The sequence below is a fragment of the Hazenella coriacea genome (assembly GCF_004341825.1).
Taxonomy (GTDB): domain Bacteria; phylum Bacillota; class Bacilli; order Thermoactinomycetales; family Thermoactinomycetaceae; genus Hazenella; species Hazenella coriacea.
In genome coordinates this window covers 496,231-512,337 of the sequence record NZ_SMAG01000002.1, presented here as the reverse complement: position 1 = coordinate 512,337, position 16,107 = coordinate 496,231, and the positions used below count along the sequence as shown (strand labels likewise).

Genomic DNA, 16,107 nt, shown 5'->3' with positions numbered 1-16,107 from the left:
TCTAATTTGAGTCATGCACTTGAAACTGAAGCTGTTGGTGAAGCATGTACCTCTACAAAGATCTGGGGGACTTTTCGAGTTGGATGATCAATAACTGAACAACTTACACCAAAAATCTGTTCAATCCACTTTGACTGAATCACTTCACGAGGGGTTCCCATATGTTGGATCACTCCATCTTTTAATAAAATAAGTCGATCACAAAATTGGGCAGCCAGGTTTAGATCATGAAGAACAGTCACAATGGTCAAAGACTGGTCAACTTGCCACTCTTTCAAGAGGGTCAACATACGTAATTGATATTGAATATCCAAATAAGTAGTGGGTTCATCAAGAAGTAATAGCTTAGGCTGTTGAGCCATCGCTTTAGCTAAAGCTACTCGTTGTCTTTCTCCCCCACTCAATTCGCTGAGAAGACGGTTCCTCATGGATTGAAGATTTAACTTTTGTAATATATCCTCTACGATTTGATCGTCTGTCTCATTTGACCAGGGCCATTTTCCTTGATAGGGATGCCTGCCCATCATTACCACTTCACGAACGTTAAAGGGTAACTCGCCTAAGCTCTCTTGAATTAGAATGGCCATCATTTGTGCTCGCTGTCTGGGGGAATAAGCAAAAAGGTCTTGATCTTGCAACCAAATCTGTCCTTGGTCAGGCTGATCTTCTCCTGCTAACATACGGATGAGGGTACTTTTCCCACTACCATTGGGTCCTAATATGCCTACACATTCTCCTTTGAATACCTGAAGATGAATATCTTTCAACACAGGACGACTTCCATATCGTTTACTTAATCCTTCAGCTATGAGCATCCTATTCCCTCCTCAGGCACTTCATTTCAGTCCAATCAAACAGTGTATGCTAGAAACGTCAGAGTTCTGTTTTCACCTAGAAGCTACTGGCTTAATTTATGTTGATGTTTTCGTAAAATCATTGCAAAAAACGGGGCTCCTATAAATGCTGTTACAACACCAATGGGAATTTCAATGGGACTTAACAACACTCGTGCAATACAATCTGCTCCTACTAGAAAAGTCGCACCTGCTATCATTGAAAGCGGTAACAATGTACGATGGTCGGCACCTGTCAGCAATCGTAAAAGATGGGGAATCACCAAGCCTACAAAACCAATGGTTCCTGACACAGAGACAGCTACTCCTGTAATTAATGAAGCAATCACCAGTAAAAAAATACGGACTTTGACTACACTGACACCTAAATGGGTGGCTGGTCGGTCACCAAGCCCCAGCAAATTAAGCTCTCGACTATACAACCAAGAAATGGTGAAACCAATGAACAAAACTGGAGTGACTACGGCTAGATGTTTCCACTCTCTGAGTCCCAAGCCGCCCATCAACCAGTATTGAATCTGTTGCATCTCCTCAGGAGAAAGAGCAATGATACAAGTAAGAATCGCTCCAAATAGAGCATTGACAACCACTCCGGACAAGATTAAAGTTCCTGTCCGCATCTGGTCTCCAATCTGGGCAAGCCGCAACACAAAGAATAAAGCAAGACATGCCCCTAAAAAAGCAAATATAGAAATCGACCCACGCCCTAACCAAAGAGCCCCCCAGCCCGTAATCATAGCCAAAGCTGCTCCTGTAGCGGATCCCGCTGAGACTCCTAAAATATAAGGGTCAGCTAGTGGATTTCTCAGTAAGGCTTGAAACACCACTCCTGCCACAGCTAAAGAAGCCCCTACCACAGCTGCCAACAGCACCCTTGGTAATCGAAGTTGCCAGATGATTGCATCCGTCGCTTCATCAATATGGAATGAAACAAATGGAAGCAGATGATGTGCAAGGCTCTTCCAAACAGTTAGAAAATCAATACTTACACTTCCGATCGTAACTGCAAGCGACAAAGTAAAAAGAAAGCAGAGGAACCATCCTCCGCCCCACAAGAGGAGTTTAGTCCTCTTTTGTGCCATACTCATTATTTTTTCACACCAATGACATCAGGATAGAAACCTTTAGCCATCTGCTCAACACCATCAATAATCCGAGGACCAGGACGGTTGACTAAGTTAGGATCTACCGAAACGACACGATTATTTTTAATCGCATTGACTGCATCCCAACCTTGGCGCTTAAGAATCTCTTGCTCGCCACCATACGTCGTAAGGATCACATCTGGATTCCATTTGACGACTTGTTCAGATGAAACTTGTGGCCACCCTTGTAACTGAATGGCTACGTTTTTCCCGCCTGCCAAGGTGACTAACTCATTTAAAAAGGTATCTCCACCAGCTGTAAATAAGGTTGGGTCAATTTCAATCCATACTTTTACTCGTTTGTCCTCAGGGATTTTGGCAACTTGATGGAAAATTTGCAGTCGGTGCTTACTCATCTCACCAACTAAAGTATCTCCTTCATATGTCCGATCAGTGGCTTGAGCAATTAAGTCAATCGAGGCAAATACATCTTTCACTTCATTGGCATCTGTCACCAATACAGGAATCCCAAGTTGTTGTAATTTTTTAATGGTTTCTGGTTCATTGGCTTTTTGTGCCAAGACCAAATCCGGCTTTAAAGCTACTACTTTCTCAACATCAATTTTATAGTCGCCTACTTTAGGCAGATTTTTCGCTTCTGCTGGATAATCGTCATTCTCCGTCACACCAACAATCTGTTCCTTTAAACCCAATGCAAAAGCAATTTCAGTTGTACTTGGAATCAATGAAACAATCCGCTCTGGTTCTTTGACAACACTAACTTTATTCCCTACCTGATCTGTCAGATGAATCGGATACTTAATTGAATTAGGCTTCTTGGGTGTTTTAGAGTCAGGTAACGCAGAACAAGCAGTAATCACCGAACTTAATAACAATATAAATGTAAATAGAGCTAACCATTTCTTATGACGCAAAAATCTGTTCATCTACCTTCTCCTCTCTAATCATACAAACTAAAAAGCCTGTGCATACGAGGCACAGGATGGAGAAGTGCATGCGGAAAAATTCAGCCATGATCAAAATCAAGTCTGAGCGCACGTTTCTCCTTTACCTCGAAGGAGAACGTAAGTGCCGCTTGGGAAAGGCAGGTCTCCTGGCTTTTGGATCATTGTCTGACTGCGCCTTCCCATCACATTGGACAGTGGCCCTTTAAGCAGTCATCCTCTCCAATCACAGTGGCGGGACCGCACCGGGTTTGCACCGGTTTCCCTTTTCACTTTCCTTTATAGAAAGACCTTTCCTTCTATTCACTTCGTTCGTTTTTATTATATATTAAAGAAGAAAGCGATTCAATTTTAGAAAACTAAGACGATCATGGAAAGATTTATATAAAAGGAGGCATTTCACATGGTCATCCAGCAATCATTTCTCTTGGATCTACATAAAGAAAATCGAGTCATTCGTGGAGAAGTCCGAGTTCCTCAATCACTTAAGGTCTCCCCCACGATTATCATCTGTCATGGATTTAAAGCTTTCAAAGATTGGGGCTTTTTTCCCACTGTAGCACAACGAATCGCAGAAGCTGGTTTTTCAGTCATTACGTTTAACTTTTCCATGAATGGAATTGGTGATCAACCTGAAGAGTTTAGTGAACTGGAATTATTTGCTCACCAAACTTTTACTCGTCAACAAGAGGATCTCTCGTTCCTACTCACCCAGTTGAAAAATAAAAAGTTGCCTTACCCTGAAGCATTAGATTCTACACGAATCGGTCTCTTGGGACATAGTCGTGGAGGAGGGGACAGCTTAATCTTCGCCTTAGACTCACCTGATATTGAAGCGGTAGCTGTTTGGAATAGTATTCATCGCCCTGATTTTTTTGCTAAAGAAACGATCCAAACCATCTACGATCAAGGAGGAGCTACCATTGTTAACGCACGTACCCATCAAGAGCTCCCTATTGATCGGGAAGTTTTAGATGATATAGAGCAACATAGAGAGAGGTATGATTTTCTTAAGCGTCTTCCTCAATTGCAGATCCCACTCCTTCTTGTTCAAGGAGATCAAGATCATCCAGGATTCTTCGAAGGTGCAAAAACGATGGCCCAAGCAGCTCCGCATGCTAGCCTGCATGTTGTCAAAGGAGCGACACACACGATGGGCGCTGTGCACCCCTTCGCTGGTACCACACCACAACTGGAGGAAGCGATTCAAGAAACCATTCACTTTTTCAAAAATATTTGGTAATTGTAGACCATCATCCAACTGTTTCCCCTCGAATCCTTATTACTCATGGGGGTCATTCGATGAGTAATAAGGATTCAATTAGATTGAGAGTGATGCCTTAATCATGGTCATCTTTTCAATATTTCATTCGAATCGGTCGAATCACATAGCGTCCTCGCTTTGGAATTGGAAAAGATCGAGCAAAATAGCACAAGTGGTAAGGTAAATGAGTGTCAATTAAGGGAACGCCATGTCCACATGCCAGAGCTGTTGGACGTAAGCGAGCCAATTGACGAACAGAGTATTGAGCAGCATCCCAATTAATGGTGATTGGTGTACCGGGACGATAGATTCCCCGTCGTTTGATGAGAGTGTCTCGAAAGGAGTCTGTGTTCATCGTAGCGAGTGCATCTCCACCAATAAGAGTGGCGTCCTTTTTGCGAAAAAAACTGATATGACCGTGTGTATGCCCAGGTGTTGAAATCCATTGCCATTCAGTCATATGTGGGATCTCTCCTGAAGGGGGAAGAGCCTTCAACCTAGATCCCATCTGAACCGTCCGATTCTCCATAAAACGCATCATAAAAGCTAAAAATCCCCCTACTGTCGGATCAGGATCAGGATAGCGTAGCTCTCCATTTAAAAAAGGAACCTCGCTCGAATGGGCATAAACAGGAACTTCCCAATAATCCGCCAGGTCCGAAGCTGCACCTGAGTGATCAAGATGGCCGTGTGTCAATAAAATTCCTAAAGGCTGGTTCGAAAAGATCCGACTCACTTTGTGAATGATTTTCTTAGCGTGCGAAGAAAACCCAGAATCGACCAAATACCACTGTTCCTTACTCTGGCTGAGTACATAAGCATTGACAACCCCCAAAGAAATCCAATAAACACCTGACCTAATCTCTTTCATCCCAATCACACTCCCCCATTCCCACAAAAAGTAAAAGTTATATTACTAATATTTTAAATGTTTTTCCTAGACTTCATCCATCTCCTTTATTCTTTCTGTAACCATCTGATGAACAATTCAATTCACACTCAAAGCTAGAAAATAGCATAAAAGAATTGAAAAACGCTTTACGATTTAAGTGACCTTGGAGACTATAAAAACTCAACTTGTACAAAACAACAACTTGAATAAATTAGGAACCAGGTAGCTAGACCCGACGGTGTCTGGATCAATATATCACTCAAAATGCTCATAGAGAGTAAGAAAGCAACCCTGATCCCTATAGATTTAAGGTTGTGGGGTTGCTGTTACGCCTAAGAGTAGATTCTATTTTAAAAGAGTAGTAGGAGTAGGGCATAAATGACAATATAGAAAAATCCACTTGAAAAAATAACAAAAAATCCTTGCCAACCAGATTCGTATTTGTTGACTTCAGTAATACATTGGGAAACAACATAGAGATACCAACAATTTAAGATCACTGATAGGAGAAGTGGGATGATCTTTAATAGATCGATCCAATCAAATGGTAGGGCTAAGGCAAAGTACTCCCGTCCAAAAATTAAAAGAATGGGGAGCCAAATGAAAAAGGTGTCCACAAGAATAGGAATTTTGGACCAAGTAACTGCATTAAAAACAGAACGAAATTTAGCCTCACCATAGAGCAAACGACTGAGTAAAAAGATGATCCCACTTTCAAGGAATGTAGCAACGATTCCCCAAGTAAGTGCATTAAGAATCATCAGATACACTTGATCAGTCGGGAGAAACTTTATAGATAAGGGCATGTCTCCCAAAATAGGGTTGTAACTTTGCGCAACATCATAAATACCATACAAACTTGCTAGGACAAGAACCAAAACCATATTTGAATATCTAGAGTTTTCAATCAACCGAATAGTTTTACGCGGTCGAAGCCATATGCTAAAAAATGGAGAAGACATACTTTTCTTCCTTCCAAAAGCTACAATCTCTATTAATTTTAATTACAATTATTTTCTATTATATCAAATAGATGAAGAAATATCATTCAGTCCATCACAAAAGGGCCGACGTCATGTCGGCCCTTTTGCTCAAGGGGGTCAAATGTTTATATCAATTATGAGGGTTAGCAAAATTAAATACAACTTAGTAAATCTATTTCTATAATTAGACACAAATTCTTTCTGCAATTTCTAAACAACACTTAAAAATCCTTGATTAATCTTACTCAACATATACTAACGTAAGTAAGGGTCAAATAGTTTCACTTTTTCTTTATTTATTTTAAAATTTATTGTCTATATTTTTACTAATTATTCTCAACATTTAATCCAACCTTTTCCCAATTTCACATGAACATTTTTAATCACAATGGGATCAGATCCAGTCGGGTTGCTGTTTCTCTGTCTCAGTTCCTATTAAAAAATCCCCATCCACGGGGACGAGGAAGCAGTTTTCTTTTAGACAGAGAAGGCGATTTTATAACCGGAATGATTGCGTACATGAAACACTCCTGAATCTAAAATCAGGTATTGGGCTTTCACACCAATTAAGCGTCCATGAACCTCTGGATGCTTGTCTAACTTAAGAGAAGAGATTTTTTCAGGAACTTCGATATGAGGATATTGAAAATAACTAATGGGGCGAGGCTCAAGAACAAAAGGCTGATAATGATCTGGTAATCGAGCAAGTACTTCATCTCTAACTTGGGTTAGATCTTGATCAGCAACTTCATTTCTTAACATTTTACGCCAATTGGTTTTATCTTTCATATATTGAGCTAAGTAGACTTCCACTTCACCAGCTAACTTTCGGGTAGGAACCTCTAAAATCGGTACAGCAGCTGTCGCTCCTTGGTCGATCCATCGCTTAGGTAGGTTCGTTTTTCTGGTGATTCCCACTTTGACATCACTGCTTAATGCCAAATACACGATATGTGGTTGCATACAAAATCGCTCACCAAATTCAGGGTCTCGACAGGTTCCCTGATGAAAATGACAAAGGTGGGGTTTCACAATACATAAGTCATTTTCAGCTAACGATTTGAAGCATGGATAGCAATAACCACTATTATATGTCTTTTTAATTCTTCGACCACAATGTATACAAGAAATTTCTCCAAGAAAAGAAAGCTGAATCCTTTCCCCAATGAACGGGTTGATTAGAAATTGCTCATCGCCAATCTGGGCGTGATAATCGATAGGATCTGAGAATTGATGATGTAATGAATGTAAAAAGCCGGTTTTCTTCAAGTGGGTGGCCTCCCTTCCTCTGCCATTGTACCATAGCTCTTTCTGTTAGATCATTGGAGCTCTCATCACCTTTAGATGTTAACGAAAAGGATTTTTCCATCTAGGGTGGATTTTCCAACTAGGCTTAAGGTGAAACAACACGAGGCAACCCAAACAGAAAATAACGATCCAGACGGAAAAATGAACAGCCATGATAATGCCTAGTCCTAATAAAGATATTACGGTAAATAGTGTAGAGAAAAATAGATAACGAGTGAGCAACAAGCTAAAAATATAAATAAAAATACCGATGAGAATCAAAAAGGGACTAATGATAAATAACGCTCCCGCTGCTACAGCAATTCCTTTTCCACCTTGAAACCCCAGAAAAATAGAGTACATGCTTCCCAACACAACAATGATCGCTGCGATATAAGCTCCCCACCAACCAACAACAAATAAGGCGATAAGTGTCGCAATCATCCCTTTAAAAATATCAATGATAATCACAAAAATGAATCCTCTAGGATTCACTACGTAAATGGAAGTCGATGAAGCAATGAACCAACGATCCAATGGCATCGCCCCGATCACATAAGCCACTGATATGATAATGATAAAGCTCATACTTAGCATCTCCTCAATCGTGGACTCGAATATCCATCAATGTGCTGATGGTAACTTCCTCCAAACTAACAGTAAGAGAAGAACTAACCCACAGTATCCAAAAAAGGGATATAAATAGCTAACTAATGTCGGGAAACCAACTAAGGAGAATAGATACCCCACCAAAAAGATGGAAACCATAATCGTATGTAGATGAAAAGGAACCACTTGTTTGATATTCATCGCTAAACCATACACATTCCCAATCAAAGTGGTAAAAATCTCTCCCCACATGACGATTAGAAAGAAATACTTCATTCCTATTCCTAGAGTATGAATCACATGAGCAAGCGGAATATTTAATCTTGAAATATCATCTAAATCGAGCACCATCGCTATATTACTTGCCAGTAGCATCATGCCTAAGCCCATGCCACCGATCCATCCACCTAAACGAATCGTCCGTTCGTCTTTCACTTCCGCTCCAAGAGGAACTAATACAGCCTGAGCCATTGCCAAGTTGAAAGCGACATATGCGATCGCCGATAAAAGCCAATGTTGATGAACCTGTCTCGAAGGATGATCCAGAATTTGCCCCCATTCGCCACTTTGCCAACTTTGCACTGCGATGAGGATCGTAAAGATAAACATCAAAGGAACGACAAGAGTATTGACAGATAAAATCCCTTTCATCCCACGCATAATAACAAGCAATGAGAGAACTGCAGTAAGAATTACACCTAGATGAAAAGAAAGATTTAACTGCTCTTCAAATAGCGCTCCTGTTCCTGACATCATCGCTGTTGTTACTCCAAATAAAATCACACCCACAAACACTGTCATCCAACGACCCAATCTGGAGCCAAATAAATATAGATTAAACTCTTCATAGGAGGTTGCTTGCAGGCGTGCTCCCATCAGCATCATTCGAGTCCCTAGCCAGACAAACATCGCTGTTGTCACAAGGATTCCCAAGAAACTGTATTTACCAAACAGTGAGAAAAATTGCAAGATCTCTTGTCCTGAGGCAAAGCCCGCACCGACAACTGTACCTATATAGGTAAAGCCAATACGGCTCGCCAGCACCCACTGTTCTCTCACTACTCGTTCCCTCCTCCTACGACTTACTTGTTAGGACTAGTCTATGGAGAGCTGTCCTCAATTAGAACGATGGGGATGCTAGAGCTGAGTGATTGTATTTATTAGGGAACCTATCCGTAACAAAAAAAGACTGCTGACAATCGTCAGCAGTCTCATGTAGCAAGTTAATTTCATCTGGTTAGACATTCAGCTGGTGGTTCTGGTGGTGGGAAGGGACTATGCCATTTCCCTTTTTTATATCTCTCCCAATCTTTTACCATCTGCTGGTCACACTCGGGATCAGGACCAGAACCAGGACCCGGTGGCTGTTCCCCTGGATCAGTGGGATCTATAGGATCTTCATCATCTTTTTTAGGCTTTTCACCCTTGATACTTACTTTCACTGCGTCAGACATCTTCCGACCAAGGTCTTCATCTTCTTCTTGGGTATCGATCGCCTCTACTTTGTAAATGTAGGTTTTCTTCTTATCGTCCCCAGTGAAGAACCCTGTGATATCGTCAATCAGGTTAGGTACTTCGATATCGGTATCTTTATAGCCCGCAGATGATGTTTCAGCAATCTCTTTAAAATCTCCACCCTGTTCGGCGCGATAGATTTTATATTTGACACGAGGATCTTGGTTTTGCCAGCTTAAGAGAATCGCATTTTGACTTGCATCAAAGTCCCCTTTAACTCGAGGTGACTCTAACATAAATGGTGGTTTTGGATCTTTAACACCAGGTGGTTTGCTAAACTTCGCATATTCTCTTCCTTTTAAACCTTCATCCATAATCTGTTTGAAGATTTTTGCCGGATAGCTACCCCCTACGAGTCCCTTGTCTGACCCTTTGCCTGGGTCCGTGTTATAAACCATTACGGTTGTCACATATTTAGGGGTGTAGCCTGCAAACCAACCCGCTTTGTAATCCTGAATCGTTCCCGTTTTACCAGCTACTTCACTGGTCTCGATTTTTGCTGCTTTACCGGTTCCATCGTTAATGACTTCTTTTAACATCTCCGTCATCCAATAGGCGGCTTCTTTTCCAAAAACCGGTGTTCTTTCAATCTCTCCGACCTCATCAACCTTCTCGCCTTTTGAGTCTTGCACTTCCTTAATCGCTCTAGCATTGATCATGTCTCCATTGCTTGCAAGAGCAGTATAAGCTCTGGCCATTTGTAAGGGAGTGGTTCCTTCGTGTAATCCTCCTAAGGCCATGGCCGGATAGTTCTCATCTTCTTTTACTACATGAATCCCTAGTTTTTTAGCATAGTTATAAGCAACACCGAGACCCACTTTCTCTTTTAACATATGGGCTGTACTTAAGTTGTAAGAGTTTTTAACCATTTGCTCCATGGGTACTGCACCATGGGTGGAAAGATCATAGTTTTTGGGTCTCCAACCGTTAAAGTTAACAGGTTCATCTTTAACGATGGAATAGCGATTAATCTCACCTTTTCCTTTTTCCATGGCGGGTGTATAGACGGTTAGCGGCTTAATCGTTGAACCCGGAGCACGGAATTCATAACCACCTTTAATCATTTGTCCTGGACGATAGTCACGTCCTCCACCAATCGCAGCGATGAGACCTGACTCTACATCAATCGTAGCTGTCCCTGCTTCCATCAGTTCTTCAAAGTTACCTTTTTTACCGATAAAGTTTTCTTTATTGGCTAAGGCTGCTTCAGTAGCTTTTTGTAATTGAGGATCAAGTCCGGTATAAATTTTATAACCTTTACCCATGTCGGATTCAGTAATACCATATTTTTTAAGTTCATTTAATACTAGCTCTTTATATGCAGCATAATCCCCCGTAGGACCATACTCTTTTAAGTACGTATCGCCATTAGGAACAACCGGCTTTTTCTGCCCTTCTTCTTTTTGTTGCTGTGTGATCAGTGGTGGCATATTGTTATCTTCGGCCATTTTAAATAATGCAACATTTCTACGTTTCTCTGCTGCCTTTTGTTTCTTTTCGGAACCAAATGGATCATACGTACTGGGCGCTTTAGGTAAACCAATGATAAAGGCAACTTCATGCGGTTCTAACTTATCTTTGGTTACATCTTTGCCAAAGTAGATTTTGGAAGCCATCTGAACTCCAGCGACACCGTTTCCTAAATAAATGTAGTTCACATAAGTTTCCATAATCTCATCTTTGGAATATTTACTTTCAAGGTTCCAAGCCGTCGCCACCTCTGAGATCTTCCGGGAGAAAGTTTTGGTCCGGTTTTCTAGAACCACGTTCCCCGCTACCTGCATGGTGATGGTACTAGCACCTTCTGCCTTACCGCCTTCTAAAATATTTTTAACCACAGCACGGCCCAAGCCCCAATAGTCGACACCGCTATGGTCATCAAAGCGCTCATCTTCGATTTTTTTGAATCCTTCAATCAACATCGGATTCACTTTTTTAATATCTTCAATCTTAGCAAATTCACGCTTATAGTCCCCCAGTTGGGTAACCTCATTCCCTTCTTTATCATAGATCGTGGAGGTAACCTTAAATTCTTTCATCTTTTTAAGATCCACATTTTCACCTTGTAGCTTGATTGCTGTACATCCTCCTACGACCAATAGGACAGAGGTCAGGATCACTAAAACAAACCATTTCCAAGTAAAGAGTGAAGCAAATCCTTTTTTCTTCCGTTTTCCGCCACCCGGTCCACCAGAACGAGTGGAGCGGGAGGTACGAGAACGGGGTCCTACACGTTCACTACGACTTCTGACTTCTTGTGGATTAAATTCGCCACTTGAACGAGATCCTCGACCCCTACGCAAATCATCCATACGTGCCCCTCCTGAAAACGTTATTCATTGAAGATTCTTACGATCGAAATACAATAGAAGCTATTTCAAAACTTTTGTCTGTACAAACTACCCTGTTGAGGATTCCCCCAGAAGCCTTATTTCACATCATGGCGGAAAGTCACTCCGAAAAAATAGGTTTCTGGACATTTTGAAATGGCTTCTAGTTACACCTAACTCATATAGGAATTCGTCTAGCCCTTATCCTATGATATAGTAAATAACGAGGTGATAGACGTTGAACATAAAAGCAGCATCATTTGCTTGTAATCTGACTGGTATTTTAGGATTACTAGCAAGCCTTTTTCTTTGGAAAGTCTCAGGTACACCTGCCTTTTTCGCCGGCTTAATTGGCTCTGGTGTGTGGTTTGGACTTGGTTACTATTTCAAGCGCCAAACCGATACCGCAAACAAGCGTTGATGAATAATACTTCATCATTATAACGCAAACTGTTTCTCATGGCTTTTTCTTTTTTAAAAAATATTACAGAAAGATTACATGAATCTTATGCTCATTTTACATGAAATTGAAGATTAGTAAACCCCCCCGTAATTGGTATCATTGCCCCGGTGATGAAGTCAGAGTCAGGATGAGCTAGAAAACGAACTACCCGCGAAATATCTTCTCCCGTACCAGGTCGTCCAACTGGACTCTGGGGATCTATTTGTCCTTTGGCCATCTGAATCGATGCCTCTTTGTAAGGATCACGAATGTCTCCAGGATAAACCATGTTGACTGTAATCCCATGTGGAGCTTCTTCTCTGGAAAGGGTTCGTGTCAGTGAGACGAGTCCAGCTTTTGCTGCTGCGTAGGCTCCATATCCTTCCCATGCCGGGGCTTGCTCCACTTCTGGAAATCCGAACGTAATAATTCGTCCATATCTTTGTATTCGCATCAAGGGTAAAATTTCGTGCACAATATAGAAAATACTATTCAAATTTCCATCGACCATATCTTTCCACTGTTGATGAGTAAGTTCTCGGATCGGTGTGCGCTTAAAAATAAAGGGACCTGCTGTACACACAAGTACGTCGACTCGCCCCCACTTTTGTTTGATCTCATCGCCCATTCGTTTGACATCTTCCACTTGACTGATATCGCCTTGCATGAGTAAAGTTTCTGTTCCTGATTGCTGTAATTGTTGTTGGATTTGTTCTCCAGCTTGCCGACTCTTCCGATAGTTCATGGCGATTCGGTAGCCATCTTGGGCTAGTCCTTTGATGAGGGGAACGCCTAAGCCTTTCACGCCTCCTACGATCCATGCGACGGGGTGTGACATAAGGGTCATCCTTTCGTTCTGTTTTCTTTCATCTTATTGTAATAAGCTTGTGACATCAATGAAGTAGATGGTGTATGAGAAAAGAGTTGTTCGATCGTTGATCTTTTCGGGGAATAAGAGGATGTTCCTTGAGCCAGTCGGCTTGTTATTTTTTTCGCCTCCTTGGACGGTGTTGGAGAGGCTAGAGAAAAGTTACTGTTGGGAGATCGGTATTAATTCAAAAAAGCCCCACTGTTTTGGGCAGTGGGACTTTTTTAAATGGATTTATTCTCCTATATAGACGGAACGAATCATGGTTCGTTCAAATGGTTCGCCTTGTTTGGTTTTTCCTTTTATTTCGATCGTGATGTTATACACTCCTGGTTTGATTCCTTTTAATTGTCCACGGAATTGGTTAGCTTGCAGACGGTTTTGTTTGAATAGTTGTTTGGTTTCCTTTGCAGGCAACATCGTGCCGTCTGGTGTAACTACTTGTGTTTCAATTTGCAAGGAGTTTACTTGAAGATTTTTAGTTTTATTTAATTTCACTTGAAGTGGAATCGCTTTTTCTTTACTTGTTAATGGAACGTCTGCTGAGAAAGTAGCTGGGGTTCCTAGGTTTGCAATAAGTAGATATGCATCTGACACGGGACTGGTCATGCTTATTTTCCATGTACCTGCTTCAGGACGGGAAACATGGAATGATTTTACATGAGCACCAGCAAAAAATGCTTGATCAGTGGTGTTCCGATTGGCATTTTGTTGTTTGTAAACTTTTCCTGAAGGAGATACCAATTGAACTTGAACCGCTTTGGATTTTGTTAGAACTTGAATATTAGCTTCTGAAGAATTTTCTTCTATATAAAGAGTTTTTTCCACAATCTGATTCGGGCTTAAAGGAGCACCATCCACCCATTGTTCTTGATCAACAGACTCTGGACTTGTTTCCATTGATGGTTTCACTGATGTTTGTGATTGCACTAAGCTTGACGAGCGTAATACAGATTCAATCTTTGCGAAAGACTTAAATCCTGTCCGAATGTTATCGTGATCAGCATCTCCTGTTAACAAATGTTTACCGTAAGGAAGTTGGGTACTCCAAACATTGACCAATCCATCATTTGAACCTTGTACCGACAAATAAGAGCCACCTGTCCACAATGCGGTGAAGCGTGGTCCCCAACTGGTTCCAGCTAAAGTATAGTAGGTGTTTTTACTTACATTTGGATGTTGATCCGTACTTTTACGATATTGTTCCATCTGTCCGGTTTGAAGTGCATACGTGCCATCACTCGTTTTTCCAAGTAGCTCCGCCAACCATCCTGCATACCAACTATGTGCAAGATTCGCCAAATGAGAACCATGGTGAGGTGATCCTAATGTTACTACACGCCCGACATAAGGATGTGCACCATAATGGATCAGTGCTGCCTGTGTATCAGGCCCTCCTTTACTATGAGCCACAATGTTAACTTTTTGTCCAAAGTGACGATGGATCTGCTCTAACATCGAAGCGAGCAGGCGACCATTATCCCATTGCGAAGCTGCACCGTCTCCTTTGGCATCATATAACTGTACAAATGCCGTACGATACCCATTTCTGTAAGCGGTTTCATACATGTCATTCACACCCGCATAAACGGTTTCTTCCCACCAGTCCTGTGCCTTCCCATTCATCCCCTGAACAAAAACAATGGGTGGCTTACTTGGATCATAATTGGGCGGAGTGGCTCCTACAAACCAAGTTCCAGGCGTCTTGGTAGTAGGCATGGATTGTACACCAACTTCTCCTCCTACCTGTCCCATCACTTTGGGTGCAGGAACACTGGATAAGGATTGTGCTGAAGAAACTCCCATTGGAATGACTAAACAAGCACAAAGTAATAAAATTGAAAAAAGACGAAAAACTGACTTCATTCCATTTCCCCCTCACTTCATAGTTTCTGAAGAGTCATTATATTTGACCTTTCTATGAATAAAATTCTACATTCATTGATTGAATCCTCCACATTATTAAAAATATTTGTTATATAAATTTTTTAATTAAAAAAGACCGCATGCGAATGCGATCTTACTGATAACTTCAATGATTTCATTTCTTATTTAATCGTTTCATCAATTCTTGTATATCTTCCGGAATCGGTGATTCCCACTCCATCCATTTACGATGACGAGGGTGATATAAACGAAGATAAGTGGCATGAAGGGCTTGACGAGTGATCAAATGCTGATCCTCTTTCGTTCCATACATGTCATCACCGATAATCGGGTAACCTCGTGCAGATAGGTGAATCCGAATTTGGTGCGTACGCCCTGTTTCCAACTGTAGACGAACTAAGGTCGCATCTTCCCAACGTTGAATCACTCGAAAGTGGGTGATAGCTTGGGCTCCATCTTCCCTAACGGAACGAAAAATAGTTTGAGACATGTCCATCCCAATGGGATCATCAATGGTTCCTTGATCTTCAATGATCTGGTGATGAACCCAGGCCAGATATTCGCGCTGGTATCTTTTCTCCGCCATCTGTTCAGCCAAATAGGCATGAGTATAAGCGTGTTTTCCAACTACCATCAATCCAGATGTATTTTTATCCAAACGAGTAACAGGTCGAACTTTATGAGTTTCTCCACGCTCTAACCAATAATGCATCAATCCATTAGCCAAAGTCTGATCGGGATAACCTTTGGTTGGATGTACAACGAGTCCAGGTGGCTTATCAACGACAATGAGGTCTTCATCTTCGTAAACCACTGTAAACTCCGTCGGTTGAGGTGGGATATATTCAGCATCTTCGACTAAAAACTGAATCTCAATCTGATCCCCTTGCTGAACCCGAGCGGTATAATAGATCACTTCCCCATTCACTGTGACCAAACGATTCATTTTTAAACGGCTCATCATTCGTCGCGAAAACTTGAAACGGTTCTTTAGTACTTGATGAAGCATTTTTCCATCTTCTTGTGAGTTGACAATGTGTTCAAACATCAGTTTCATTTGCTTTTCCATCTTGCACCTCAACTTTGACATTCACACGTAGTATATCATTTACTCTACAAATTAATG

The 16,107-nt window shown here is 41.4% G+C and carries 14 protein-coding genes and 1 riboswitch; of the genes, 2 read left to right on the top strand and 12 right to left on the bottom strand.

Annotated features, from left to right (window positions below; genetic code table 11):
• Window positions 1-11 precede the first annotated feature (11 nt).
• The 3 genes from EDD58_RS05775 to EDD58_RS05765 all read right to left on the bottom strand — a co-directional run bounded on the left by EDD58_RS05775 (window position 12) and on the right by EDD58_RS05765 (window position 2,886).
• Window positions 12-815 (bottom strand): heme ABC transporter ATP-binding protein, encoded by an 804-nt coding sequence (locus EDD58_RS05775; RefSeq protein ID WP_131923882.1) that lies wholly within the window; start codon window positions 813-815, stop codon window positions 12-14.
• A gap of 83 nt (window positions 816-898) precedes the next feature.
• On the bottom strand, window positions 899-1,870 hold the full coding sequence (locus EDD58_RS05770) for a FecCD family ABC transporter permease (RefSeq protein WP_207903260.1): 972 nt from the start codon (window positions 1,868-1,870) through the stop codon (window positions 899-901).
• 71 nt (window positions 1,871-1,941) lie between these two features.
• Window positions 1,942-2,886, bottom strand: coding sequence for an ABC transporter substrate-binding protein (locus EDD58_RS05765; RefSeq protein ID WP_131923881.1), 945 nt, complete (start codon window positions 2,884-2,886; stop codon window positions 1,942-1,944).
• Between the two features lie 140 nt (window positions 2,887-3,026).
• Window positions 3,027-3,214, bottom strand: a riboswitch (cobalamin riboswitch).
• Window positions 3,215-3,307: 93 nt separating this feature from the next.
• Between EDD58_RS05765 and EDD58_RS05760 the strand changes: the two genes are divergently transcribed.
• Window positions 3,308-4,147, top strand: a complete 840-nt coding sequence (locus EDD58_RS05760) for an alpha/beta hydrolase family protein (RefSeq protein WP_131923880.1) — start codon at window positions 3,308-3,310, stop codon at window positions 4,145-4,147.
• A gap of 115 nt (window positions 4,148-4,262) precedes the next feature.
• Here EDD58_RS05760 and EDD58_RS05755 read toward each other — a convergent pair whose 3' ends face one another.
• The 6 genes from EDD58_RS05755 to EDD58_RS05730 all read right to left on the bottom strand — a co-directional run bounded on the left by EDD58_RS05755 (window position 4,263) and on the right by EDD58_RS05730 (window position 11,766).
• Window positions 4,263-5,039 carry an MBL fold metallo-hydrolase gene (locus EDD58_RS05755; protein WP_131923879.1) on the bottom strand — a complete coding sequence of 259 codons (777 nt, stop codon included), beginning with the start codon at window positions 5,037-5,039 and terminating at the stop codon, window positions 4,263-4,265.
• A 371-nt stretch (window positions 5,040-5,410) separates the two neighbouring features.
• On the bottom strand, window positions 5,411-6,022 hold the full coding sequence (locus EDD58_RS05750; protein WP_131923878.1) for a YIP1 family protein: 612 nt from the start codon (window positions 6,020-6,022) through the stop codon (window positions 5,411-5,413).
• Between the two features lie 498 nt (window positions 6,023-6,520).
• Window positions 6,521-7,312 (bottom strand): DUF2797 domain-containing protein, encoded by a 792-nt coding sequence (locus EDD58_RS05745; protein ID WP_131923877.1) that lies wholly within the window; start codon window positions 7,310-7,312, stop codon window positions 6,521-6,523.
• A gap of 78 nt (window positions 7,313-7,390) precedes the next feature.
• On the bottom strand, window positions 7,391-7,918 hold the full coding sequence (locus EDD58_RS05740; RefSeq protein ID WP_165875822.1) for a glycerol-3-phosphate acyltransferase: 528 nt from the start codon (window positions 7,916-7,918) through the stop codon (window positions 7,391-7,393).
• Window positions 7,919-7,954: 36 nt separating this feature from the next.
• Window positions 7,955-8,998: a YkvI family membrane protein gene (locus EDD58_RS05735; RefSeq protein WP_131923875.1), complete on the bottom strand. Its 1,044-nt coding sequence runs from the start codon at window positions 8,996-8,998 to the stop codon at window positions 7,955-7,957.
• 170 nt (window positions 8,999-9,168) lie between these two features.
• Complete coding sequence (locus tag EDD58_RS05730; RefSeq protein WP_131923874.1) at window positions 9,169-11,766, bottom strand: transglycosylase domain-containing protein; 2,598 nt, start codon at window positions 11,764-11,766, stop codon at window positions 9,169-9,171.
• 256 nt (window positions 11,767-12,022) lie between these two features.
• Here EDD58_RS05730 and EDD58_RS05725 point away from each other — a divergent pair, with 256 nt between their 5' ends.
• Entirely contained in the window at window positions 12,023-12,205 is a 183-nt protein-coding gene (locus EDD58_RS05725; protein ID WP_131923873.1) for a hypothetical protein, read from the top strand.
• A gap of 91 nt (window positions 12,206-12,296) precedes the next feature.
• Here EDD58_RS05725 and EDD58_RS05720 read toward each other — a convergent pair whose 3' ends face one another.
• The 3 genes from EDD58_RS05720 to EDD58_RS05710 form a co-directional block, all read right to left on the bottom strand.
• Window positions 12,297-13,064, bottom strand: coding sequence for an SDR family oxidoreductase (locus EDD58_RS05720; protein ID WP_165875821.1), 768 nt, complete (start codon window positions 13,062-13,064; stop codon window positions 12,297-12,299).
• A gap of 264 nt (window positions 13,065-13,328) precedes the next feature.
• Window positions 13,329-14,960, bottom strand: a complete 1,632-nt coding sequence (locus tag EDD58_RS05715) for an esterase/lipase family protein (protein WP_131923871.1) — start codon at window positions 14,958-14,960, stop codon at window positions 13,329-13,331.
• A gap of 175 nt (window positions 14,961-15,135) precedes the next feature.
• Complete coding sequence (locus EDD58_RS05710; protein ID WP_165875820.1) at window positions 15,136-16,050, bottom strand: RluA family pseudouridine synthase; 915 nt, start codon at window positions 16,048-16,050, stop codon at window positions 15,136-15,138.
• Window positions 16,051-16,107: the final 57 nt, after the last annotated feature.

Coding starts and splice junctions, on each gene's coding strand:
- EDD58_RS05775 (WP_131923882.1), bottom strand. CDS start 815: ATGCTCATAGCTGAAGGATTAAGTAAACGATATGGAAGTCGTCCTGTG.
- EDD58_RS05765 (WP_131923881.1), bottom strand. CDS start 2,886: ATGAACAGATTTTTGCGTCATAAGAAATGGTTAGCTCTATTTACATTT.
- EDD58_RS05760 (WP_131923880.1), top strand. CDS start 3,308: ATGGTCATCCAGCAATCATTTCTCTTGGATCTACATAAAGAAAATCGA.
- EDD58_RS05755 (WP_131923879.1), bottom strand. CDS start 5,039: ATGAAAGAGATTAGGTCAGGTGTTTATTGGATTTCTTTGGGGGTTGTC.
- EDD58_RS05750 (WP_131923878.1), bottom strand. CDS start 6,022: ATGTCTTCTCCATTTTTTAGCATATGGCTTCGACCGCGTAAAACTATT.
- EDD58_RS05740 (WP_165875822.1), bottom strand. CDS start 7,918: ATGAGCTTTATCATTATCATATCAGTGGCTTATGTGATCGGGGCGATG.
- EDD58_RS05730 (WP_131923874.1), bottom strand. CDS start 11,766: ATGGATGATTTGCGTAGGGGTCGAGGATCTCGTTCAAGTGGCGAATTT.
- EDD58_RS05720 (WP_165875821.1), bottom strand. CDS start 13,064: ATGTCACACCCCGTCGCATGGATCGTAGGAGGCGTGAAAGGCTTAGGC.
- EDD58_RS05715 (WP_131923871.1), bottom strand. CDS start 14,960: ATGAAGTCAGTTTTTCGTCTTTTTTCAATTTTATTACTTTGTGCTTGT.
- EDD58_RS05710 (WP_165875820.1), bottom strand. CDS start 16,050: ATGGAAAAGCAAATGAAACTGATGTTTGAACACATTGTCAACTCACAA.